The organism is Gordonia sp. JH63 (genome assembly GCF_009856645.1).
Taxonomy (GTDB): Bacteria; Actinomycetota; Actinomycetes; order Mycobacteriales; family Mycobacteriaceae; genus Gordonia; species Gordonia hongkongensis.
This window is the reverse complement of the sequence record NZ_CP047235.1, coordinates 591,121-614,629: the sequence shown is the minus strand read 5'-3', so window position 1 is coordinate 614,629 and position 23,509 is coordinate 591,121. Positions and strand designations below refer to the sequence as shown.

The window sequence follows — 23,509 nt, the reverse complement described above, 5'->3', positions numbered from 1 at the left end:
CCCCTAAGGTGCGAGCAGGGACTCGCCGTCGCTTGCCCCAGCGATTAGCGATTATTGAGCGCTCTTACTCGGCGTCCGGCGTCGCCTTCTTGGCCGCCGTCTTCTTGGCGGTCGACTTCTTGGCTGCGGTCTTCTTCGCCGTCGTCTTCTTCGCTGCGGTCTTCTTCGCCGCCGTCTTCTTGGCCGCTGTCTTCTTGGCGGGGGCCTTCTTCGCCGCCGCCTTCTTCGTGGTCTTCTTGGCAGCCTTCTTGGCCGGGCCACGAGCCCGACGATCGGCGAGCAACTCCATCGCGCGCTCCGGCGTGATCGAGGCGACCTCGTCGCCCTTGCGCAGGCTGGCGTTGGTCTCGCCGTCGGTCACGTACGGTCCGAACCGACCGTCCTTGATGACCATCGGCTTGCCGCTGACCTCGTCGTCCTTGCCGAGCTCACGCAACGGCGGCGCGGCGGCCTGACGACCGCGACGCTTGGGCTCCGAATAGATCTTCAGCGCCTCGTCGAGGGTGATCTCGAAGAGCTGCTCCTCGGTGCCGAGCGACCGCGAGTCCGAGCCCTTCTTGAGATACGGGCCGTAACGGCCGTTCTGCGCGGTGATCTCGTCGCCCGACTCCGGGTCGACGCCGACGACGCGCGGCAGCGACAGCAGCTTCAGCGCGTCCTCGAGCGTGACCGTCGAGATGTCCATCGTCTTGAACAGCGAGCCCGTACGCGGCTTGGGACCGGCCTTCTTCGCCGCCTTCTTCGCGGTCTTCTTCGCCGCCGGCTTCGTCTTGGTGGCCGTGCCCCCGCCGGGCGAGTCGAGCGGGACGACGGCGCCGTCGGCGGTGTCCGAACCTCCGGTGCCGCCGCCCGACCCGCCGTCACGCGGCGTCGGGCCCGCGGGAATGGTTGCGGGCGTGTCCCCGTCGTCGTCATCGTCGTCCGACGGCAGGACCTCGGTCACGTACGGACCGAAACGTCCTTCCTTGGCGACGATCTCGTGACCGGTGACGGGGTCCGTACCGAGCGAACGTCCCTCTTGCGGTGTCGCGAAGAGCTTTTCGGCGACCGCGAGGGTCAACTCGTCCGGGGTGATGTCAGCGGGCAGGTTGGCGCGCTGCAGATCCTCTTCCGCACCGTCCGCGGCGACATTGCGCTCGAGATACGGCCCGTAACGGCCGACCCGCACGTAGATCGGGCGGCCCTCTTCGTCGTTGAACAGACGGATGGAGTTGACCTGCCGTGCGTCGATCTCCTCGAGATTGACGCCGACGAGCTTCTTCAGACCGCCGTATTGCGCGATTGCCGAGTGGGCGGAACGGGTTTCACCGTCGGCACCCTGGTGATCATCGCCGAAGTAGAACTCCGACAACCACTTCGTGCGGTTCTCGTTACCCGTGGCGATCTGATCGAGGTCGTCTTCGAGGGTCGCGGTGAAGTCGTAGTCGACGAGGCTCTGGAAGTACGCCTCCAGCAGACCGACGACCGCGAATGCGATCCACGACGGCACCAGGGCGTTGCCCTTCTTGACCACGTACCCGCGGTCCTGGATGGTGCCGATGATCGACGCATACGTCGACGGTCGGCCGATCCCGAGTTCCTCGAGCACCTTCACCAGCGACGCCTCGGTGAACCGCGCGGGCGGGTTGGTGGAGTGACCGTCGGCCGTCAGGTCGGTGGCCGTCAGCGACTGCCCCTCGGTGAGCTGCGGCAACCGGTTCTCGGCGTCGTCGGCCTGGCCGCCGCTGAGCTCGTCGACCGTCTCCACGTAGGCCGACAGGAAGCCCGGGAAGGTGATCGTGCGACCTGACGCGGCAAAGGTGCAGCGCTCTCCGGAAGAGGCGGTACCGGCAATACGCAGGCTCAGAGTGGTGCCCTTGGCGTCGGCCATCTGCGACGCGACCGTGCGCTGCCAGATCAGTTCGTACAGGCGGAACTCGTCGGCCTCGAGCTGCCCGGCCACCTGGCCGGGGGTACGGAAGGTCTCACCGGCGGGTCGGATCGCCTCGTGAGCTTCCTGGGCGTTCTTGACCTTGCGGGTGTACTGACGCGGCGTCGGGTGGACGAAGTTGTCGCCGTAGAGCTCGCGGGCCTGGGCGCGGGCGGCGTTGATCGCCGACTCGCTGAGGCTCGTCGAGTCGGTACGCATGTAGGTGATGAAGCCGTTCTCGTACAACCGCTGCGCGATCCGCATCGTGCGGTCGGAGGTGAACCGCAACTTGCGGCCGGCCTCCTGCTGCAGCGTCGAGGTCATGAACGGCGCGTACGGACGGCGCGTGTAGGGCTTCTCCTCGACCGAGGTGACGGTCATCCCCGCACCTCGCAGGCCGGTGGCCAGACTCTCGGCGCGGTCGGCGTCGAGCACGATGACGCCGTCGGACCTCTTCAGGACACCCGTCGACTCGAAGTCGCGTCCCGTGGCGACCCGGGCTTCGTCGACGTTGACCAGCCGCGCCTTGAAGGTCTGCGGATTGGAGCTGTCCGCACTCTCCGCGCTCGCGTCCATCGTCGCGGAGATATCCCAGTACTCGGCCGACACGAACGCCATGCGCTCGCGCTCCCGCTCGACGATGATGCGCGTCGCCACCGACTGCACACGGCCCGCCGACAGCTTCGGCATGACCTTCTTCCACAGCACCGGCGACACCTCGTAGCCGTAGAGGCGGTCGAGGATGCGTCGGGTCTCCTGCGCGTCGACGAGGTCGATGTCGAGGTCACGCGGGTTCTCGGCAGCCGCCCGGATGGCCGGCTCGGTGATCTCGTGGAACACCATGCGCTTGACGGGGATCTTCGGCTTGAGGGTCTCGAGGAGATGCCAGGCGATCGCCTCCCCCTCGCGGTCACCGTCGGTGGCGAGGTAGAGCTCGTCGACGTCCTTCATCAGCGACTTGAGTTCGCTGACGGTCGACTTCTTGTCAGGCGACACCACGTACAGCGGCTCGAAGTTCTCGTCGACGTTCACGCCGAGACGTGCCCAGGACTGCCCCTTGTACTTGGCCGGCACGTCGGCGGCACCGCGCGGGAGGTCGCGGATGTGCCCTCGGGAGGACTCCACCACATAGTTCGCCCCCAGGTACCCGGCGATCTTGCGGGCCTTGGTCGGGGACTCGACGATCACGAGGCGTCGAATACCCCTGTTCGAGCGGGATGCGGTGCTGGTCTCTGCCACCGGGGCGTCCTTCGGTTGACTGGGTGGAGAACGTTCCTGCGTGTCAGTTCAGGTGTGTTCGATGGGTTTGTACCTTATGTATAGCGCCGTTTGCACATCTGAATTCCGTCTCGGACCCGGCGAGGTGACCGATCCGACACCGTTCCGACCCGTTGTAGCAGCTCAACGGCTCCAATGCGGGATGACTAATGCTCGTCGACCGGAGGCCAGTCGGCGACGGCCTCGGCACAGGGCGGGACGCCGACGTACTCGTGCAACCGGGACAGGCGCCGGTGGCCTGCGATCCGCAGGGCCGGGGAATGCCCGCGCGTACCGACGAGGGTTGGTGCGATGCCGACCCGCATCAGCGCCGTGGCGAGTGCCGCGTGCGACTCCGGAGCGTGGGGATCCAATCCGAGCTGGTAGCGGCCGGCATCCGAGTGACCGGCGGCGATCACCCACAGGCGCAGGGCCCGGAAACTCGGAACCCAGCCGGGGGGCATCGCCTTGACCGCTCCCGCGGACCAGGCCGCGTGCAGGGGATCGAGTTCATGGCAGGGCGCGGTCCGGGCCAGCGGCGTGCCCTCGTCCGAGACCGTCGACTCGGCTTCGAGGCCGGCCGCACGCATCTCGACGACGATCTGCTCTGCCCGCCAGCGGTCGGCGACCACGATCGAGACCCGCGTACCGGTTTCGGAGCGGACGGCCTGTCCGTGCGCCGCGAGCAGCCCCGCGAGGTCGGCGTACGCGGGCTGTTCGGTCTCCGCGGAGAAAAACGACAACTGGCCCACGATTCGAGACTAGTGCTGTGTCTCGGAAATAGGTGGGCGGTTCAGGTGGCGCGTTCGCGACGCGCGGAGCGCTGCGGAACGGGAGCCAGACAACAAACCGCTCCCGCCTCGACGAATCGAAACGGGAGCGGTGGTTTGCCCCGACTGCTTGGTGCAGTCACACGCGGGTCTTCTCAGACAGCGCGGACGCCGGTGGCCTGCGGCCCCTTGGTGCCCTGACCGACCTCGAACTCGACCCGCTGGTTCTCCTCGAGGGTGCGGAAACCGGATCCCTGGATCTCGGAATAGTGGACGAACACGTCGTCGGAACCCTCATCAGGCGCGATGAAGCCGAAGCCCTTTTCCGCGTTGAACCACTTCACAGTTCCCTGTGCCATTCTTGCAATCCTTTACATATCAACTGTCGCGACACGATGGGTCATCGTGTCGTGGCCGGTCGACCGCCATACCTCAAAGAGCCCCGCGAAGATCTGCATCGATCCGCCAAACTAACCTCAGTACCACGGCTGCAACATGCTTGTCGCCCACCGGGCGGTGGGTCGCGAAAGCTGCGGCCGGAACCAGTCAATCATGTTCGGCCCCCCAGCGATAGTCACACGAACCAAAGTGAGTCAAAACCTCGTCAAACTTCAGACCAACGACACCAGCCGGTAACATCGACGCAGGTCGGAGACCCGTCGCTGCAACACTATTTCGAAGAGTTCTCACCAGAAGATGCAGTACTCCACATTCGGGACAGGCCTGTTGGCCCGCACCCTCGCGGGGTCCGACGCCGACCCCTCCCCGCTCACCCACCTCTCGGTAATCCCATCGCGCTCACCATCTTTCGACGCCTGGCCGGAGTGGGTGCCGCAGCCCCTGATCGACGCCTACGCCGACAACGGCATCGAGAAGGTGTGGACTCACCAGGCGCGCGCGGCCGACGCCGCATTCCGCGGCAATCATGTGGCTATTTGCACCGGGACCGCATCGGGCAAATCGATGTCGTATCAAATGCCCATTCTCACTTCTTTTCTGAACGAAAAGAATGCGACCGCGTTATACCTCGCGCCGACAAAAGCTCTCGGGGCCGACCAGATCCGGGCGGTGTCCTCGATCATCGCCGGGCGACCGGAGTTCGGGCACCTCCAGCCGTGCGCATACGACGGCGACACCGACCCCGAGATCCGGCAGTGGGCGCGCGCCCATTCGCGCTGGATCTTCACCAACCCCGACATGCTGCACATCGGCATCCTGTCCCATCACCACCGATGGCGTCAGTTCTTCCGGCATCTGCGGTTCATCGTCGTCGACGAATGTCACCACTACCGAGGCGTGTTCGGGTCTCACACCGCCCTGGTGATGCGGCGTCTGCTGCGGATCGCGCGGGCCGCCGGTGCCGATCCGGTCGTCATCGGCGCGAGTGCGACGGTCGCCGAACCGGCCGAGGCGCTGGGCCGGTTGATCGGTGAACCGGCCGTCGCGGTGACCGAGGACGCATCTCCCCGCGGGGAGCGGACCGTCGCCCTCTGGGAGCCCGATTTCCTGCCGGTGGTCACCGGCGAGAACGGTGCACCCGTCCGACGCTCGGCCGGCGCTGAATCCGCCCGACTGCTGGCCGATTTCGTGGTGGAAGGTGCTCGTACACTGTGTTTCGCCCGGAGCCGGCGGGGCGTCGAACTGACCGCACTCGGCGCGCGACACCTGTTGTCACAGAGCGCCCCCGAGCTCGAGTCCCGGATCGGCGCGTACCGGGCGGGATACCTGGCCGACGATCGGCGACGTCTGGAGAAGGCCATCTCCGACGGCGAACTGCTGGGCGTGGCCACCACCAATGCGCTCGAACTCGGCGTGGACATCAGCGGACTCGACGCCGTGATCGTCAGCGGGTACCCCGGAACGGTCGCCTCGTTCTGGCAGCAGGCCGGGCGCGCGGGACGCCAGCGCGAGTCCGGCGACTCACTCGTCGTGCTCGTCGCCCGCGACGACCCGCTCGACACCTACCTCGTGCATCATCCGGAGTCACTCCTCGGCAAACCCGTCGAGGCCACGGTCACCGACCCCGCCAACCCGTACATCCTCGGTCCGCACCTGCTGTGCGCCGCCATGGAGAAACCGCTGTCGGACAGCGAGATCGACGCCTGGAACGCCCGCGACGTGGCGCAGGACCTGGCCGCCGACGGCCTGCTGCGCAAACGTAAGTCCGGCTGGTACGTCACGGCCGGAACCGAACCCCACGCCGACGTCGACATCCGCGGCGGCATCGGCGGGCAGGTCCTGATCGTCGACACCACGACGTCGCAGCTGCTCGGTACCGTCGACACCGGCCGGGCCATGTCGACGGTGCACCCCGGCGCCGTCCACATTCACCAGGGCGAGACCTATCTCGTCGACGAGCTCGATCTCGACGACGGTCTCGCGCTGGCGCATCCGGAGGACCCGGACTGGACGACGTCGGCGCGGGAGACGACGGACATCAGCATCACCGCGACGCTCGCGAGCCGGCGATTCGGCCCGCTGACGGTCGCATTCGTGGAGGTCGACGTCACCCATCAGGTCGTCGGTTACCTGCGCACGTTGCGCACCGGAGAGGTGCTCGACGCCGTCGAGCTCGACATGCCCGAGCAGACCCTGAGCACCCGCGCCGTGATGTACACCCTCACACCGGAGGCACTCGCCGACGCCGGTGTCGACGAGACCCGGTTGCCCGGTTCGTTGCACGCCGCGGAACACGCGGCCATCGGCCTCCTCCCTCTGGTTGCGACCTGCGACAGGTGGGACATCGGTGGACTCTCGACCGACCTCCACCCGGACACCGGTCTGCCGACGGTCTTCGTCTACGACGGGTACATGGGCGGTGCCGGTTTCGCCGAACGCGGGCATTCGGCGTTCCTGACCTGGATCGACGCCACCCGAGACGCCGTGGCCAGCTGCGGTTGTGAGAGCGGTTGCCCGTCCTGCGTGCAGAGTCCCAAATGCGGCAACGGTAACGATCCGCTCGACAAGAATGGCGCAGTAGCCGTCCTGGATCTTCTCCGTCGGGAATACTTGGCCCATGCATGACGAGGCATCCGACCGGGGGACCCACACGTATCGTCAGGTCACCCGACCCTCTCGTGCCTTCTTCCTGCTCGCCCGCCCGACGCAGAACACCGACCAGTTGCCGTCGTCCATCGGCGAGCGCGACGTGTTCTTCTCCGAAGACGAGGCGCTCGACGCCCTGGACCTCCACTACGCCTGGTGCGCGGCCCGTTCCGGAGGTTTCACCGATGTCGTGACCACGGCACAGTGGTATCTGCAGACGGCGATGGTCGGTCCGCGGGTCACCGCCTCCCTCGGTGAGGTCTATCTGGCGTCCACCGATGCCCACTCCGGTGAAACCTGGGCAGCAGCAGGCGGTTTCCTCACCGAGGGGGAACTCATCCACTGGTCGTCGTTCGTCCGGGCCGCCCGATCGTGGATTCCGCTGAACACCGGGACCGATGCGCTCGAACTCGCCTATCGCGGCGACACCGACGTGCACTTCCACCAATTGTGGTTCGCGCCCATGCAGTCCATCCGGGTGTACCCCAAGCGGATCTCCGTCGAATCCGACGGTCTCGGGTAGGGCCGCCCTTCGGCACGGGGTCAGTCCACCGGTCCCGCGCGCGCCTGGGCGGTGGCGTCGCTCGTCCCGAAGCTCCCGAGTGCCACCGGCACCCGAACCGTCACCACCACATCGTCTCCGGCGGTACGGCACTCCACGAGCTCGGCCCCCGAGTCCTGTCGGCGGCTCAGATCTCGTGCCGCCGCGCATGGATTCGGCTCACCCGCGGCATGCTCGATCGCCGCGGCCAGAGCGGACAGATCGGCCGCCGACTGGGCGCGGTGGCGGGCGAGCACCGCTGCCCCGACATAGATCACCATCACGAGAACCGCAGCCAGCGCCGCGATCACGAATGCGCCCAACACCGTTGCGTGACCGTCGTCGTCGGCGATCAGCCCACGACGGCGCGTCATGGCCCCACCCCCGGCGCGAACACCACCTGATCCGCACCTGTCGGCTCCTTGGCCGCGACCGCCCGGGCCGACACCGTGAGACCCGGCAGCATCGCCACACCCGATCGGACCTCGACCACGACGACCCGATCGTCCGCATCCGAGATCGACACGCGCGCACCGTCTCCGACCAGCCGTTGCGCGACCTCGCGCCCCGAAGCATCACCCGCAGCGGACAGGCGAGCCACCTCGCGCGCCGCATCGGTACAGCGGATCTGGGTGGTCACCGCGGCGACCGCACCCACGGCGATGAGCACCATGACGACGATCGCGGCGATCGCGTACGCGGCCTCGACCGTCACCATGCCTGATTCGTCGGCGAGCAGGCGTCGCAGCCACTTTCGGCGGTTCATCAACCGACCGAGGTGTTGAGCGCCTTTCCGATGATGCCCGTCAGGGCACTCACGATGTTGTCACCGGTGACGACGGAGGTACGACTTGGACAGTTCTCGAAATGAGAACGGCTCCGGCCGGTGCTACCAACACCGATTCCAGAGCCTCGGAACAAACGGAACGGAACTCCGTCGTGAACCGTGCATCCAGCATATCCCTCGTCGCCGGTGTGGCGACATTCATCCTCGGCTTCTACTTCATCCCGCTCGGCGTGATGGCCGTGTGCATCGAGCTCGGGTGGCACGCATGACCGCGCCGACCCCCTCGAAGAAACAATTGAACGATGAGCTCAAGCGCGGGCCCGCGGAAACCCTGATACGGCATGCCTGGGACTTCTACGAGCAGGACACCGAATGCGACGGCGCGGACAGTCTGCGTCACGCGGTGTGGCAGCTCGAGGAAGCCGTCGACTACGACCACGACGACGTGGAGCGGCTCGCCCGCCGGGTCGTTCAGGCCCTCTCAAACGCGACCGGAGAAGAAGTCGACGACATCATGTCACCAATTGGTGACGTCGCCGCATGGTTGGGGCTGGACCGGTGAGCGCCTACAACGCCGGCGTTCGAGCCGCCGAGAAAGAACTCGCAGAACGCCAGGCCGCATCGGGCGACACCCTCGCCCGCGTTGCCGAACAGATGTTGAGCACGATGACGCTCCGCGACGACGACGAGTTTGAGTGCGGCTACCGCGACCTCCTCGCCTTCACCCTAAATCGGTGGTGCAAGCACTGTCGGCGGCTGTTCCAACACCCGAACCGCTGGAACGCCTGCCCCGCCTGCCTGCCGGTCGAGTACGCCGATGGTGAGGGTTACACGATTCACGATCGCGCGACCACCGAGGCAATGAGCGACAGGTGGGAGCTTCACACCCTCATCGATTCCGATGGCGAAGCAGATCTCTGGCTTTACGACACCGACCTTAAGGATGAGAAGTGCTCGGGGCGGACCCCACCCGCGCACGAGAACCTGGGCAAGCTTCCCGTCGAGTTCCAGGTCAAGGTGCGACGCACTCGGTGCGGCCGGATGACCCGATCGGGCAAGCCATGCCGCAACGGCCCGTGGTGCAAGCTCCACCGTCACTGATCATCTCCGCGTGGAAACTCTTTCCACCCCCTCACCGGGTCCTCAAACCTGAGGACCCCCAATCAGCCCTGATGGTCAACCACGGACTTCAACTCCGTGACTGCCGGGTTCGACTCCCGGCCAGGGCACGCCGCACGCGAGCTTGCGTGCCCGTCGTCATCGCAGAGCCCGACGGAAACCAGCCTGCCGTCAGTAACCCAGTCGTACCCCTGACGGGTACGCCACCCACGGATCGCGACCACGGGTGCCATGACGAAACACCTCGCCACATCGGCCTGGTGCTACAAGTCGTGGCCGAGAGGGTCTATCGGGTCATGGTCGATCGGGAGCTAAGGGTGGAGGGCAACGCGCCCAGCACGCCCGTAGGGTGTTCCAAACCAGGCAGTGGAGGTAACCAGATGATCCTGACCTACGACGACGCGCTTGCAGCCATCAGCGAAGGCGAGACCGACTGGACGACACTGACGCAGAGAGTCGGGCGCAACCATCTGCCGGCAATCCTCAGTGAGGTCGCATGGTCGATGACGACCACCGATCTTGCAGCCGCGCTTCGCGATGCATGGGTGTCGGCTGAGCACCCCGAGGACTACCTCAGCCGCGAGGAGTGGATCGAGATGTTCGAATGGGTCGGCTACCGCCACAATCTCGAGCGCGTGACCCCACCCACTGAGGTCGTCCTGTACCGCGGCGGACTCAGCGCCGACCGGATGGCGTGGACGACAGACCGGTCCCTCGCGGGGTGGTTCCGCAACCGCTGCAACGGCACGCTGTGGACAGCGACCGCGCACAGCGGAGACTTGCTGGCGTACTACGACGGTGTCCGGACGGGCAACGGCACCGGGGTCGGAGAGACAGAGTTTGTCGTCAACCCCGTTCAGCTGCGAGCAGAGCCCTCGTTACTCACTGAGCCTGGCTCTTGATCCACGGACGACTAGCATTCAATGCTTCGCAGAACTGTTTGACAGTTGCCCACTGCTTCTCGGCCCCAGGAACGGTCATCGCCCCTAGTTGGGCCATGTCGTAACGAGTGCGATGGGATAGCTCGAACAGACTCATGTACGCCGGGTAGATCTGCGCGTACTTCGCAGCGACCATCTGGTTGGTCCCGCGAGCGCCCGGTTCGAGGCCGGTGTGCTTTCGTGGGTGACGCTCGTCCTTGCCGAGATCCTCCTCGTCAGCCAACGACGAGTGGACGTAATGCAGCGCCGAGTAGAACAGCGCAACCATCGCCCAGTCCGGGTACCGGTCGAGTAGGAAGTCGGATACCTCTTTGTGATGTGCAGCACGCGCCAGGTGCCACTTGCGAACGCCCACCCTTAGGCCTCGGCGAACTCCTCGTCGCGGACGGCTTCAAGCGGGATCACATCAAACTCCAGCGCGAAGTCATCCAGATGGTCCTGCTGGAACTGGGCTAGGCGATCGACCAACAGCCCGCGCGTGTCCCAGTCGTAGTTCTCGATGCACACTCCAACGCGGGCGATCTTCGACATCGACTCCCACCGAAGGCTCAGGTGGGTTTTCCCGACCTCGGCTTCGATGTCTCGAAGCCGGCCATCGAGTTCGAAACGCAGCGACTCGACACTAGGCACGAATTTGCCCGCCTTCCCGTCCATGGTTTGCCATGGTACGCACTATCGCAGGTACCGCCGACATTTGAGCCCTTCTCTCACTCGCCGCCACCGTCCGGGCATGACTTCTTGCTTACGTGCCTGAGGTCTTCCGGAACCTGTCGGCGTCGAACGGGACAACCACCTCTGGATCAGGCTTCTTGGCCTTCTTCGCGTGCGCGTCCCGAGCAGCTCGCAACTGGATGATCTCCGTCTTCGCCCGCTCCAACGCCCCGTTCAAATTCCCCCGCAACTGCGGCATCTCCTCAAACGTCTCGGCCAGAAGCCGATAGCGAATTTCCGCCTCAGCCAGATTGTCCTCGGCGGCCATCGCGTCGTTCAACTTCGTGTACTTAGCCGCCATAACTCCCAGGCTCCCAATCGAATCGCGGATTAACGTACGTCTGGCGAACAGGAGCGACCTCCCGCACACCAGAGGACTTCTCACGGTTGCACTGCCGACACGCACCAACACAGTTGTCCAGCGCGTCAGCCTCAACCGGCGACCACCCCATCCGCTCCGCCTCAACCGACGACACCACATGATCCACCGTGAACGAACGAGGATCAGGCGATCGGGCCTCGTAGTCGATCTGCCCCCCGACCGCTTGGCAGTCGGCCGTGATCTGCAGCGCACAGGGCGCGTCGCCGTCGCGGCGGCGAACCTCAGCCCGCCTGCGGTCGCGGATGGTTGTCGAAGCGAACGGCATCGGCACTCACAGCCCTTCTCTGCGCAAGGGGGTAGGGGGGGTCCAACACACGGTCGTGTATGCCGCGAGAGGCCGGATTCGAGGGGGCTTCGGGGACCTGCCCCTGGGGTTAGATGTATCGGTGTGTGGGTGAGGAAGTGAGGAAGCGGTTGATCTGGTCTGCGAGGTCGGGGACGGGCTTGGGCTGGCCGTGTGCGGTGCGGCCGCCGAGTTGCTGGAAGCCGGCTGATGGGCGCGGCAGGTTGGCGTTGGGCGCCATGTACTGGGCAGTGACCGCGAGGCTGTTGTCGGTGTACTTGGCGAGCGCGCCGAGGTCTTCGAGGGCGTCGCGCTTGGATGCGTTGCGCTCGAGGTAGTCGTTCTTGATGCTGGACCAGCCGCGGACGAGGGCCTTTTCGAGGATGGCTGCGGCGAGGATGTCGTCGCCGGATCGTTTGGCTGATTCGTAGAGTTCTTGTGCGTCGTCGCTGTGGTCGAGTTCGCGGGCGCGGGCTTGTGCGTCGCGGAAGGATACGACTCGGTTGGGGTCGTTGCTGGCCGAGGGTGAGAGGCCGAAGACGTTGCGTTCCAACTTCTCTTTGTATGTCTTGACTGCGGTCTTCTCGCGGGTGCGGAGTGCGGCCATCTTCTCGGTGATCTCTTCGTGCAGTGGTTCGAGGTGTTCGCGCTGGCCGTCGTTGGTGAGGTTGCGGTCGCTGGTGATCTCGGCGTGTGCGCGGGTGTACTCCTCGGCGAGGCGGCCGGCTTCGGCGCGGTATCCCTCGACTTCGGTGTGGAGGTCTTCGAGGCTCATGGTGTTCTCCTTCGTGTGGTGCTGCTGTGTTGTGCTGCTGTGTGGTGCTGCTGTGGACTAACCGCGTCCGCCGCTCATTGCTCGTTGCCGGGCCCGCTGCATCCGGGACTGACGTTCGTAGAACTCGCGCTCATCTCGGAACACCGGGTTGTGGAAGTGGGTGGAGTTGTCCGCCCCGCCACCGACTGCGCTGACGGGAGTGAAATCGACGCCGGATCGCATGGCCTCGAGCATTGCGCCGTTGCGCGCTGTCGGCCCCTTGGGCATCACGAACTCTTGTCCGTGGACTATGCCAGCGGCCTTGTTGGGGCTGATGTTTCCCGTGTAGCCGCCCTTCTTGTATCCACCCTTGCCGCTTCCCCAACGAGTGGTGAGGTTGGTTCCGTAGCGCCCGACGTAGTAGCGGAGCGCGGCGACGAGGTTGGCGCCGGGGTTGAACTTGTCGTTGGGTAGGGCGGGGTCGCGGTTGGCTTGGAAGGTGGGTTCGATGACTTGCAGTAGTCCACCGGAGGGGACGCCGTTCTGGGCGTTGATATCCCAGTTGTTGACCGCTCGGGGGTTGCCGCCGGATTCGTCGTCGATTTGTTCGACCATCGCCTGGGTTTGGGCAGGGCCTTTCATGGTGCGGTTGACGTAGTCGATCGCCCACTGCGCCAACGGACGCCACTGCTCAGCACCACCACCAGGGTTGTACTGGATATTCGGCATCCCACCCGGACCCTCAGCGACGTCCTGGATCTTGGACTTCTCCTCCTTGTACTGGAGCTGCCCGCTGGGGTCGGTCTGGGTGTAGTTGTCGGTGCCCGGTGTGGTGGTGGGATCGGTGGTGCTGGGGTCGGTGGTGGTGTCGCCGCCGGCCTTCGCGGTGTCGTGCTTCTTCTTCGCCTCCATGAACTGGTTGAAGGCGTTGAGCAGCGACGGCGAATCGGGGATCGAGAACAACCCCATCGCATCCTGGGCCTGCTCAGATACGGCAGTTTTCGCTGCGCTGCTGAACCGTTCGGCGATGACGTCGGCTTGTGTGGGATCGCCACCTTGGCCGGTCTTGTTCTTCTGACCGAGTGCGGCGCGGATGCTATCGCCGACCGCGCTCATCGTTGCGTTGCCGAGGCTCTCGGAGATGCTGTCTGCCAGTACCCGGGTCTCGGTGTCGCCCGTCGGGTTCTGCTGGTTCTGCTGACTGTTGGTGCGTTCCTTGGCCTCGATCTGAGCGGCCACAGTCTTGACGTCCTCGAGGGACGCGTTGTGCTTGAGGACCACGGCACCCTCGGGCGCGGTGTCGGTCTTCTGCGCACCGACCTTCGCCACTGCTTCAGCGAGCGTCGCGCCCGTCTCCATCTGCTTGATGACGTCCTGCAGCTGCTGCCAATTCAACACCGCCTCAGGCTTACCCGTCTCATTGGTGACCACCGACTGCCCGGTCGGGACAAACCCGCCAGTGTCCCGCAAGAGACCGCCGACGCTCTTCACGCCACCCCAGATCGACTTGGTGACGCTACCCAGAAGGCCCTTGCCCTTGTCGTACCAGAACCCGGGATTTGCGATCTTGGAGATGATGGAGCGGGTCTGCTCGAGCATCTTCGCGAACATCCCGTTGGTGAACTCCTTCGGGATGTTCTGGATGACCGACTCCCCGCCGGGGAACAGTGCGGCAACCGCGTCGCGGAGGCCACCGAACATTCCGTCGATGATCTCCTTGGCCTTGTTCTGCAGCCACGACTTCTTGTCCTCGGGGGTCATCCCGTCGAACCCCACCAATCCCTCGGGAACGACGTTCGGGTTGACCGCCTGCTCCTCCCACCACACGTGCGGGTGGTCCATGTGGTTCTGGGTAGGGCTGCCACGGTCGGGCATCCCCTCTCGCCGCATCTTCGGCGGGTACCACATCGACTGTTGCCAGATGGAGTGCGTGAGCGGGAACTTCGGGTGGTTCGCGTGCGCCCACGCATTGACCTGATCACCCGTCTTCTTGTCCGAACCGACCATGACGTCCAGCGCACGGCCCGACGGATGCTCGGGGTAGGCGTCCTGCCGGTATCCGCCGATCGTTTTGATGCTTGGCCACAGTGCGTGGATGAGGCGCTTCATCAGCTGACCGATGGGACGCAGTCCACCTTCGCCGGGCGCGGGTGCGAGGCGGGCACCCGGGGTGACTGCGCCGCCCTTGGCGAACCGGTGCAGCGGGCCACCTTCGGACGCTCCGCCGATGCCGCCGGGGGTCCAGGTGAACGGCTTTCCGGACTCGACCATGTTGCGCATCCGGTACATGGCGCCATGGCCGCCGGCACGCTTCACATCGGCGACATCCCACACGTGCTCGTCCGGCATGAGTAGCGCGCTGACGGAGTCCTTGCCACGCTTGGCGCCCTTGCCCATCGGAACCGGACCGCCCTCGGCGAACGCGACCGGGGTCGGTGATGGGGCGTCAGGGATGGGCAGGAACTTCTTGAGGTTGCGCCACACCGGCAGCAATCCGTTGTTCCACACCGTGTTCACCACGAACCGGATCGGTGCTGCCGCGTACTCCTTGATCTTGTCCCAGGTGCTGCGGATACCCTCGCCAACCGCGGAGAACATGTCGCCGACCTTGCCGACTGCGGATTTCACCGCATCGAACGCAGGCCGGATGACGTTCTCCCAGACGGTGCGGATCGCGGAGGCCATGAGGTCCCAGCCACCCTTGATCCAGTCGAAGATTGTTTTGACGCCGGTCCACAGGAAGTTGGCGCCAGCCTTCACCGCATTCCAAACCGGGGCGATGACGTTGTCCGCCACCGCCCGCAGATGGCTGCCGAGGATGCCCCACGCCGCCTTGAACCAGCCGAAGATGACCGATACCCCGGTCCACATGAACTGGGAGGCCGCCTTGATCCCGTTGAAGACTGGGACGATGACGCTCTTCCACAACCATGTGGCGACAGTGCCGACGACCCGTAGGACGGACATGAAGGCTTGGAAGATGGGCTGGATCAGGGTCCAGGCGAACCCGATCGCGGCTTTGATTCCATTGAATGCGGGAACGATGACGTTGTTCCACAACCACAACACGACGCCGGCGAGGAACTTCACCACGGTCATGTAGGCGGTGAAGTAGCCCTTGATGATGGTCCACGCGACACCGATGGCTGTTTTGATGCCGTTCCAAGCGGGCAGAATTACGCTCTGCCACAACCACATCGCAACCTGGCCGATGACCCGGAACGCGGCCTGCATACCTGGCCACACCGTCGTCGACAGCCAACCCCACACCGCTCCGATAGCAGTCTTAATGCCGTTCCAGGCGGCGGTGACGATATTGCGGAATGTTTCGGACTTCTTGTACGCGAGAACGACACCGGCGACAAGTGCGACGATGGCGGCGATGACAATTCCGATTGGGTTCGCCGACAGGGCAGCATTTAGCACCCACTGCACCGCAGCCCAAGCGCGTGTCGCGATCGCCACCACCCGCATGGCCGCGTTGTAGGCGAGCATCCCAGCCCCCATTGCCGCCATGGCCCCCACGTTGGCGAGCATGGTGGCGCCCATCGTGATCAGCGCAGGCAGGAAGAGGGAGGCGATAACGCCGGCGACAGCGAGGATGACCCCACGGTGATCGTTAAAGATCCGCACCGCACCGGCCACCACATTCACCACGGTAGAGATCACCCCAACGAGAGCCTTGAACGCCCCCGCCAGGATCGACCCCACAACGCGGGCCACGTTACCCACGATCGGAGCCATCTTTTCAAAGATGCCCACGACAACTGGGGCGGCTTCCCGGGCGAACTCTGACAGCTGGGCGCCGAGGTTGCCGAACGAATCAAATAGGCCCGAGAATGCGCCCTTGACACCACCCAGGTCGATACCGCTGAACGCGTTCGCGAAGACGTCCTTGATGCTACCGAGGTCGATGCCCTTGAACAGCCCACCCAACTGGGAGCCGATGTTCGACACGAACGGTCCCACCTTTTTGGTGACAGTATCAATGCCGTTGGTGAAGAACCCGAACACGGCGGGAGCTCGGGAGAAGATCGGGTCGAGGAGTTTCGCGCCGAACCGTCCCAGCGCAGCCACCATGTTGTTGAGAGAGCCACGGAACGTCTTACCCGTCTCCTGCGCTGCCCCGCCAATGTTTTTCTTGATGGCGCGGAACAGAATCTCAGAGGAGACTTTACCGTCGGAGGCGAGGTTCTTGACCTCGCCGGCGGCGACACCCATCTCCTTACCAAGCCACTGGTACACGGGGATACCACGGTCCGCGAACTGGTTTAGATCGTCAGTCATCGCCGCACCACCGGTGGCGACCTGATTGAGGATCGACCCCATGTCGGCGAGGTCGGTGCCCGCGATGGCTGCCGCGTCAGCCGTCATAGTCAGATACTTGGTGAGTTCCTGACCTGGCTTGATGCCCGCTGCGACTGCGGACGCTGCGATGGTGGCTGCGTCCCCCAAGCCGAAGGCGGTGCCCTTAACCGCTCGGTTCGCGGACTCCATAATCGTCGACACCGCTCGTGCGTCATGTCCAAGTCCACGCAGCTTCGACTGAGCCTGGTCGATGGCGTCAAGACGGGTGAAGCCCTTCGTCAGGGCTGTGCCCATGAGCGCTGCCACACCACCAGCGGCAGCCACTCCGCCAGCTTTGAGTGCCCCCGACAAGGCCGCCGACATCGACCGCCCTGACCGCCGCCCTGTCTGCTCAGCTGACCTCTCCACACCAGACAGCTCACGGTCCACACTCCTGCGAAATCCTCGCATGGAGGGCATGATCGTGACGTAACCAACGCCAATTTCCTCGGCCACTATCGGGCCTCCTCGTACCTGTTGAGGACCCGGATTGTGTTGCGTGGTGGACGTGTTCGTTCGACGAGCTCGATGAAGTCATCGTCTGACAGCGACGCAAGGAACTCCTCGATCACCAGATCAAGGTGCTCTCCGCGCATGGTGTCTGCTCCTCGCGTAGTCCTCCACGGTGGACCGATCGAAGACCCAGCAACCGGTGTTGAGTTGCTTGCCTTCGAGCGTGCGAGCTAGTCGTCGTGCCTGTCGCGGCGAGACGTTGAGAATCTCTGCGGCTGTTGCGGTGTCGATCAGCTCTGGATCAGACAGTGCCGTGTCGGCCTCGTCGGGTCCGTCCTCGTGTCCGTACCGGGACGTGACGGCGTCGAGGGCCTTGTCCGCGGAGGCGAGCAGGGCGATCAGTTCTGGGAATGGGGCTGAGCCGTTCAACTTTCGGGCCCGCACTGCGGCTCGTGCCGAGTACTTCACTGCAAGCAGGGCTTCCGCCCCTTCGATCAGAATCGCTTCGCCGAGAACACGAATGCCGCGGCCCGGGCTGCAAGCATTTTCTGTTGCAGACACAACTGGTGGTGTCCTTCCCGGCCTCCGCTCCCCATTGATAAATGGTGGGAGCGGAGGCCGTCGGGTTGTCAGAGGTAGTTGGACCCGGCCTTTTGACTCACCCGATCAAGGGGTTCGCGGCACTCCCGTTCTGTTCGGGCGGCGACGCGAGCGTGAATCGCTCACCTTCGGCGTCCTCGTAGATCAGCTCGACGCCTTCACGTTTGGCGTAGAAGATGAGTGCCTCGCCAACGTCCGGTTCTTCCGCGCCGGACGCGGCCGCGAACTCCTTCGCCCGTCGCCGACCGCTCTTGATGACTTCGTCAGGCAGTTCGTCCGGCGTTCGACAGCCCGCTTCAGCGGCGAGGGTGCGAAGGGTCTCGACATTGATACCCAGTAGCAGTGCGGTAGCCGCGTCGTTGAAAAAATACTGACCGTCCGTTTCGAGTTTGATGACAGCTGTCTCGGTCATGGTGTCTCCGTCTCGGATGCCTGGGTTTCCAGAATGTCGTGTATCTCGTCGGCCAACTCCCGGGCCTCGGTGGTCGCGAGGTAGATGCCTGCCAATCGGATGCCGCCCTCAGCGGCGGGTTGCAGATCGAACCGCACGGAGAACCGTCGCCGCCGGGTCATCGGTTCAGTAACCATTCGGGCGTCAGGCGCTCGGACATCTCGCCTATCCACTCCGGGACCTCGGCGAGGTCGCCATCGAGGCGGGACTGGCGTCGTGCGCTGATGGTGTTCCATCGCGCACCGGATGCTTCGACCCGCTGTTTGGTGGCGCTGAGCCAGTCGGCGTGAGCGTTCAGGATGTCGACCGCCTCGGCTTGGCGGGAATTGGCCGCGACGAGATGGTCGAGTGTCCCGTTCCACGCTCGGCCGGTGTAGAACTCGCAGTGCGCCGACATGTTGTCGAAAGTGGCGTGATCCATCGGTCAGTTCTCCTTGCAAGTGATGTGGTGGCCCGCGGCGAGGTCGTCGGCGAAGGTCATGGGTGATTGGCACATCGGGCACTGGGTAGGACCGGACAGATCCGTGACACCCGTGACACCCGTGACACAACCCCCGGTTGTCACCGCTGTCACGGGTGTCACGGATTCCTGGGGGTCTACCGGCGGTAGATACCGCTCCCAGGCGTCGGTGAGGTCGGCCGCGAGGTACCCGCGGTGACGATCTTCACCTTCACGCCACTGCGCGGGCTTGATCCCGTACTTGCCGAGTCGAGTCGATAGCCCTCGGGCGTCGAGTGGGTCACCGCGCCGGATAGTTGCCCATGGGGACTCGTCGAGGTCGTTCAGCTCCGACAGGATGTTCTCGGTGGACATCCTGGTCTCCGTGCCGAAAGCGATCCGTAGGTCGCGCAGCAGCATTACACCCAAGCTGGGTGAGCGGTCCTTAGAAGCCGTGACAAGCGTGACAGCCGAGACACGTGCTCGCTGCGGCCAATCGCCACCGGCGAGATCCGCAACGGCAAGCAGGGCCTCCCAGACGTCCGCGTCCCGGTCCTCGACGCCTTCGGGCATCTCGGGCCACGACTCCCCGGCCTGCGCCGCGACGCTTGTTGTCCATCCATAGATCTCGGCGGCCAACTCGTCGGCTTCGGGACCGTTGATGCGCAACCGCCAGGGTTCCACCCGCTCACCCGGAGCGCGACGCCGCATCCGCACCACGACTGATCGCGTCATGATCGTGTCGGGCAGGTCGTCGAGTCCGGCGAGCGCAACCGCGCAATACGCCTCTAGTTCTTCGGTCTCGACGTTCTTACCGCGGATGACGCAGCGGCCGGCGGTGGCGCCCTTGCGGTGGCCCGCGTTCAGCATTCCGCGGATGTCCTCGTTGTCCTTGGCCTTCGGCCCGAAGACGGTGTCGATCTCGTCGTAAAGGATGGTCGGCGCCCCGGCCTCGTCGGCCACCTTGCGGAACAGGTATGCAGGAGTCGTGTTGACCGCGTGAACCGGCCTCGGCACCAAGGGCTCCGTGACCTCGAGGGCACGCGACTTCCCCGAACCCGGCTCAGGAGACAGGAAGGCGATACGAGGTGTCGACTCCCACGCCGGCATGAGCCAGGTGTGGACGATCCACAACACGTGTCCTACCCGAGCGGCCTCGGACGGGTAGGACACGAACCGCGCCAGGAACTTCTCGATCTTCTGGAGTACAAGGTCACCACCGCTCGGCCGGTCAGGGTTCTCCGCTCGTGCGATTCGGTCAGCTTCCGCCAGATCGCGCGCGAACTCGTCAGCGTGCGCCTGGTCGAGTTCAGATCGTCGTGCTCGCTGTTCGGCGCGGCGCCGGTTCCGCAACAACTTCTGGCCCGCGGTAAGTGTCGAATCGGGAACCTTGCCCATGCCTCGGCGGTCGTCGTACAGATCGTTGAGGGTGAGACCTACCGCAGCGAGTACGTCGGCAGTGTCGTCGCTGTGACAGTAGACCAGCACCTTGTCGTCGCCCCTGGTTATGGAAACCGAGCGGTCGGCCGGCGAGTGACCCGGAGCTTGCGCAGTTGCCTTGTCTCCCCGTTCGTCGACCGTGAGACCTTGGACCCGGAATGCGTCGATGACGCGCTCGAATGCTGCTGTGTCAGTCATCGTCACCCGCTAGCCCTCTGCAGACAGGACCCCGATGCAGTGCAACGGATTTCGCGGCTACGAGCCATGCCCCGCATCGGGTGCACTGGACGGCCGGCCGGTATCCAAGCTCGGCTGCAGCCGACACGACTGCTACTTCGTACCGCTCGTCGGGCGTGAGTGGTTCGCTATGATGTTGATAGTCGCGCACCCACGAGACTGCTTCAGAGCCCCCGGCGCCCACCGGGGGTTTCTTCTTGCCGGGCATCAGACATCGTCCCCGATTGCGCTGGGCGAGGTGTCCGCAAGCCCTAGGTCTGCATGACCCGCTTGAGGCCGTTCAGGATTCACCCTAAGTAGCGCGGCGATGCGCTCGCGTTGTCCGTCAGAGAGCGGTGGAGCCTCAGCGAGCACCTTCGCAACATGCTCGGCGAGCCGTTCGGCTTTGAGGGTCTGACGAGCCGAGACCAGGTCGGGATCGTCACGAGTTCGTGTGCGGGACAGAGCCGCAACGCGTGCACGGTCTTGGGTCCAAGACATAGAAAGTGCCTCCAGGGCATGCGAATTAACGCTGCCCGCTGAGGCACTTATGCAGTTCGGTTAACCCTGCCGAACTTCGGGAGAGGCAACCTTAACCACCTCTGCTTGCGAGACTAGCAGCTATCTGAGTAAGCGAGAGTTCGGACACGCCAGAATCCAGCCACCGATCAAGTACGTCGAACAAGGACTCACGGCGCGCTGGAACCGGCCGGTCCTTGCATTTGCGACATCTGAGGTCGAATCGATCTCGAATATCTCTGTTGTCGATCGCTGGATCTAACGCCCAACCTGGTTGCGGGAGAGTATCTCCGACCAAGGTCTGGCCGGTTCCCGCAGTTTGCACCGCTCGCGATGTTGGGCGCTCGTGCCAGGTGCCGTCGATCTTGTCAAAATTGGTCACGGGCACGACCCGCGGCGAATGCCTGGCTGAATCGCAGAACACACGGATCGAGGACTGGTTCATCTCTTCCACTCCACCCTGACTCTCTCGCTGACGTGGAAATCACGCCGTTTCGCTCCGGCTCCTACTGGTAGCACTGTGACTCTCATCAGCGCGTCGATAATCTTGCCGCGTACGTCTGCTGTCAGTTCCGACCATCGCTCCGCAACGTCGGGCGCGAGAGCAAGGTCGGCAACCGGGGATTGTTGTCGAGTAGCGGCTAACTCGGCGTCGACCGCGTCCAGCTTCACCTGCAGATCCGCGCTGCCCCGTTTCAGCTGCGAGCCGTCGATTGTTCCAGCGGCGAATAGCGCGGCGAGTTCATCCTTGCGGGCCTGGATGCCTTCGCGGGTACGAGCGAGCTGAACGGGGTCGCAACCCTGCTCCTCTGCGAACATGACAGCGGCGTCGGGTTGCGAAAGCCGACCGACGACAAGGGCGCTCACGAACTCGTCGAGCGGGTCCTGTTTCTGCGAGAGGTGTAGTTGCTCCGCGCAGCGGTAGTCACGGCCGCCGCCATGCGCCTTGATGGTTTTCATCGGCGCGTCGCACTTCCCGCAACGGTAGATGCCGGCACCCTGGTGCTTCTTCTCGTACGAGGTTGCGGTGCGTCTTGTCGGGTCCGAGACGACGGCGCGAATCGCGTGCAAGGTGTCCTCGTCGAAGATTGCCGGCCACAGAGCGGGACCGACAACCCTCCCCTGCTGCTCGACCAGGCCGGCGTTCCGGCCGCGGGTAAGAACCTTCCGCAGCGCGGTCACGGTCCACTTGGAGCCGCGAGCAGTAGTGAATCCTTCTGCATTCCATCGACGCGTTACGGCCATCAACGACCCGCCCGACAAGAGGTGGTCGGCCGCTTCGCGAAGCCTTGCCGCTTCGGCGTCGTCGAGCTCGAGACCACCGTCGCGGTAGCCGAAAGGCCTTGGGCCTCCACGGAACTTGCCCTCGCGGGCTTGCTGGTCTTTCGCGGACTTCAACCGCTCGGCAGAGCGTTCGACCTCGTAGCGGGCGATGCTCGCGAACATGGTGGCGGATAACCGACCGCTGGGCGTCGATAGATCCACTTCGCCAGCCTTGCAAGTCCTGATCTCGATTTCTCGGTCGTCGCAGATCTCGACGAGCTCGGACAGATCAGGGATAGAACGGTACAAGCGGTCGGTATGCCAGGCGATCAGGGCGCCCACTCGCCCGTCCCGAAGCATGTCCAGCATTCGCCGGTACTCGGGTCGGGGTCGGCGACTGTAAGCGGAAACATCGTTGTCGACGAACACGTGGGACACGGTCCAGCCCAGGGACTCTGCCAGTCGTTCACAATCGGCTCGCTGCCGATCCACGCCTGCTCGAAGGCCGGTTCGGTCCTGGGATATGCGGCAGTAGATGACCGCGGTTCGCTCCGGCATGGTGACAGTGTATCTTGACTTTCCGTCACCACCGTGTAGAGGATCGCCCCGAACGCCGCCGCGGCGATGGTGCCGATCGCATACTCCGCAGTGGACATGCCTTCCTCGTCGGTCATCAGGCGCGTCATGTGCGCGCCGAGACGTCCGATCACATCGCTTCGATCGTGCGGCGCCGCGGCCTGGGTGGCGTCGTGGGTCCGGAACATGGTGCGTGACATGGTCTCTCCTGGGAGTCGATGGAACCGAGTGAACGGTGTTGCACGTACTTGGACGCAGCGCGTCGCCGTTCGGATCCCTCGGATTTGCCGACCATGCCGTTCCGGCGCAAACCCGGACGATCGTCAGTTACGAGGTCGACCACACCCCGAGTTCGTTGCCGCTGGGATCGGTGAAGTGGAACCTACGACCACCGGGGAAAGCATAGGGGCCGTTCACGATCTCGCCACCCGCCGCGCGCACCCGCTCCACTGAGGCGTCGAGATCGTCGGAGTAGAGCAGCACCAGGGGACCACCGCGTACGGCCGCGACCTCGCTCGTCGCGAGACCCCCGACCTCGGGCAGGTCCGGGCCGCCCGGATTCGCGATCCCCGCGTATGCGGGACCGTAGTCGTTGAACTGCCAGCCGAACGCAGCTGCGTAGAACGCCTGCGTCGCGGCCGAGTCGGTGACGGTGAGTTCGATGTAGTCGATGGCATGGTGTCGGTGCCCGGAGTCGGTCATGGAG

Annotated in this window: 21 protein-coding genes and 2 pseudogenes; 5 read left to right on the top strand and 18 right to left on the bottom strand. The window is 64.7% G+C overall.

The features are described from left to right. Window positions 1-64: 64 nt before the first annotated feature. The 3 genes from topA to GR168_RS02735 all read right to left on the bottom strand — a co-directional run bounded on the left by topA (window position 65) and on the right by GR168_RS02735 (window position 4,295). Window positions 65-3,148, bottom strand: a complete 3,084-nt coding sequence (gene topA / locus GR168_RS02745) for a type I DNA topoisomerase (protein ID WP_159369949.1) — start codon at window positions 3,146-3,148, stop codon at window positions 65-67. Between the two features lie 185 nt (window positions 3,149-3,333). Further along, on the bottom strand, window positions 3,334-3,918 hold the full coding sequence (locus tag GR168_RS02740) for a hypothetical protein (protein WP_065630531.1): 585 nt from the start codon (window positions 3,916-3,918) through the stop codon (window positions 3,334-3,336). A gap of 173 nt (window positions 3,919-4,091) precedes the next feature. Next, window positions 4,092-4,295, bottom strand: a complete 204-nt coding sequence (locus GR168_RS02735; protein ID WP_004022110.1) for a cold-shock protein — start codon at window positions 4,293-4,295, stop codon at window positions 4,092-4,094. Window positions 4,296-4,632: 337 nt separating this feature from the next. Between GR168_RS02735 and GR168_RS02730 the strand changes: the two genes are divergently transcribed. Both GR168_RS02730 and GR168_RS02725 read left to right on the top strand, forming a co-directional pair. Then, window positions 4,633-6,960, top strand: coding sequence for a DEAD/DEAH box helicase (locus GR168_RS02730; RefSeq protein ID WP_159369948.1), 2,328 nt, complete (start codon window positions 4,633-4,635; stop codon window positions 6,958-6,960). Next, on the top strand, window positions 6,953-7,504 hold the full coding sequence (locus tag GR168_RS02725; RefSeq protein WP_065630533.1) for a hypothetical protein: 552 nt from the start codon (window positions 6,953-6,955) through the stop codon (window positions 7,502-7,504). Before GR168_RS02730 ends, GR168_RS02725 begins: the two co-directional genes overlap by 8 nt. Window positions 7,505-7,524: 20 nt before the next feature. Here the strand turns inward: GR168_RS02725 and GR168_RS02720 are convergent, their stop codons facing one another. From GR168_RS02720 to GR168_RS23835, 3 genes and pseudogenes are all read right to left on the bottom strand, one after another. After that, window positions 7,525-7,896, bottom strand: coding sequence for an Rv3654c family TadE-like protein (locus GR168_RS02720; RefSeq protein WP_065630534.1), 372 nt, complete (start codon window positions 7,894-7,896; stop codon window positions 7,525-7,527). Then, entirely contained in the window at window positions 7,893-8,288 is a 396-nt protein-coding gene (locus GR168_RS02715) for a TadE family type IV pilus minor pilin (RefSeq protein ID WP_065630535.1), read from the bottom strand. The genes GR168_RS02720 and GR168_RS02715 overlap by 4 nt, the downstream gene beginning before the upstream one ends. Further along, a pseudogene (locus GR168_RS23835) lies at window positions 8,288-8,481 on the bottom strand (DUF4244 domain-containing protein). Before GR168_RS23835 ends, GR168_RS02715 begins: the two are co-directional and overlap by 1 nt. A 93-nt stretch (window positions 8,482-8,574) precedes the next feature. Between GR168_RS23835 and GR168_RS02705 the strand changes: the two are divergent. From GR168_RS02705 to GR168_RS02695, 3 genes are all read left to right on the top strand, one after another. Next, complete coding sequence (locus GR168_RS02705; RefSeq protein ID WP_159369947.1) at window positions 8,575-8,871, top strand: hypothetical protein; 297 nt, start codon at window positions 8,575-8,577, stop codon at window positions 8,869-8,871. Beyond that, on the top strand, window positions 8,868-9,410 hold the full coding sequence (locus GR168_RS02700; RefSeq protein ID WP_159369946.1) for a hypothetical protein: 543 nt from the start codon (window positions 8,868-8,870) through the stop codon (window positions 9,408-9,410). Before GR168_RS02705 ends, GR168_RS02700 begins: the two co-directional genes overlap by 4 nt. Before the next feature lie 398 nt (window positions 9,411-9,808). After that, a complete protein-coding gene (locus GR168_RS02695; protein WP_159369945.1) occupies window positions 9,809-10,330 on the top strand; it encodes a hypothetical protein in 522 nt (173 codons plus the stop codon). On the opposite strand, the gene GR168_RS02690 is transcribed toward GR168_RS02695, so the two are convergent. The 12 genes and pseudogenes from GR168_RS02690 to GR168_RS02630 form a co-directional block, all read right to left on the bottom strand. Continuing rightward, the gene (locus GR168_RS02690) at window positions 10,311-10,724 is read right to left on the bottom strand and encodes a hypothetical protein (protein WP_159369944.1); all 414 of its coding nucleotides are present in this window, start codon (window positions 10,722-10,724) and stop codon (window positions 10,311-10,313) included. The genes GR168_RS02695 and GR168_RS02690 overlap by 20 nt on opposite strands. 2 nt (window positions 10,725-10,726) lie before the next feature. After that, the gene (locus tag GR168_RS02685) at window positions 10,727-11,023 is read right to left on the bottom strand and encodes a hypothetical protein (protein WP_159369943.1); all 297 of its coding nucleotides are present in this window, start codon (window positions 11,021-11,023) and stop codon (window positions 10,727-10,729) included. An 88-nt stretch (window positions 11,024-11,111) separates the two neighbouring features. Next, complete coding sequence (locus GR168_RS02680; RefSeq protein ID WP_159369942.1) at window positions 11,112-11,381, bottom strand: hypothetical protein; 270 nt, start codon at window positions 11,379-11,381, stop codon at window positions 11,112-11,114. 455 nt (window positions 11,382-11,836) lie between these two features. Next, the gene (locus GR168_RS02670; protein WP_159369941.1) at window positions 11,837-12,520 is read right to left on the bottom strand and encodes a hypothetical protein; all 684 of its coding nucleotides are present in this window, start codon (window positions 12,518-12,520) and stop codon (window positions 11,837-11,839) included. A gap of 57 nt (window positions 12,521-12,577) precedes the next feature. After that, the gene (locus GR168_RS02665) at window positions 12,578-17,101 is read right to left on the bottom strand and encodes a tape measure protein (protein ID WP_159369940.1); all 4,524 of its coding nucleotides are present in this window, start codon (window positions 17,099-17,101) and stop codon (window positions 12,578-12,580) included. Between the two features lie 856 nt (window positions 17,102-17,957). Then, window positions 17,958-18,311 carry a hypothetical protein gene (locus GR168_RS02660; RefSeq protein WP_159369939.1) on the bottom strand — a complete coding sequence of 118 codons (354 nt, stop codon included), beginning with the start codon at window positions 18,309-18,311 and terminating at the stop codon, window positions 17,958-17,960. Then, window positions 18,308-18,472, bottom strand: a complete 165-nt coding sequence (locus GR168_RS02655) for a hypothetical protein (protein ID WP_159369938.1) — start codon at window positions 18,470-18,472, stop codon at window positions 18,308-18,310. The genes GR168_RS02660 and GR168_RS02655 overlap by 4 nt, the downstream gene beginning before the upstream one ends. Further along, window positions 18,469-18,771: a hypothetical protein gene (locus GR168_RS02650; protein ID WP_159369937.1), complete on the bottom strand. Its 303-nt coding sequence runs from the start codon at window positions 18,769-18,771 to the stop codon at window positions 18,469-18,471. Before GR168_RS02650 ends, GR168_RS02655 begins: the two co-directional genes overlap by 4 nt. A 3-nt stretch (window positions 18,772-18,774) precedes the next feature. Then, complete coding sequence (locus GR168_RS02645; RefSeq protein WP_238995004.1) at window positions 18,775-20,427, bottom strand: DUF3631 domain-containing protein; 1,653 nt, start codon at window positions 20,425-20,427, stop codon at window positions 18,775-18,777. Window positions 20,428-21,405: 978 nt separating this feature from the next. Further along, window positions 21,406-22,785 (bottom strand): recombinase family protein, encoded by a 1,380-nt coding sequence (locus tag GR168_RS02640; RefSeq protein WP_159369936.1) that lies wholly within the window; start codon window positions 22,783-22,785, stop codon window positions 21,406-21,408. 23 nt (window positions 22,786-22,808) lie between these two features. Next, window positions 22,809-22,991 (bottom strand): annotated as a pseudogene (locus tag GR168_RS02635) (DUF4244 domain-containing protein); the annotation flags it as partial. A gap of 139 nt (window positions 22,992-23,130) precedes the next feature. Next, window positions 23,131-23,505 carry a VOC family protein gene (locus tag GR168_RS02630; protein WP_159369935.1) on the bottom strand — a complete coding sequence of 125 codons (375 nt, stop codon included), beginning with the start codon at window positions 23,503-23,505 and terminating at the stop codon, window positions 23,131-23,133. Window positions 23,506-23,509 lie beyond the last annotated feature (4 nt).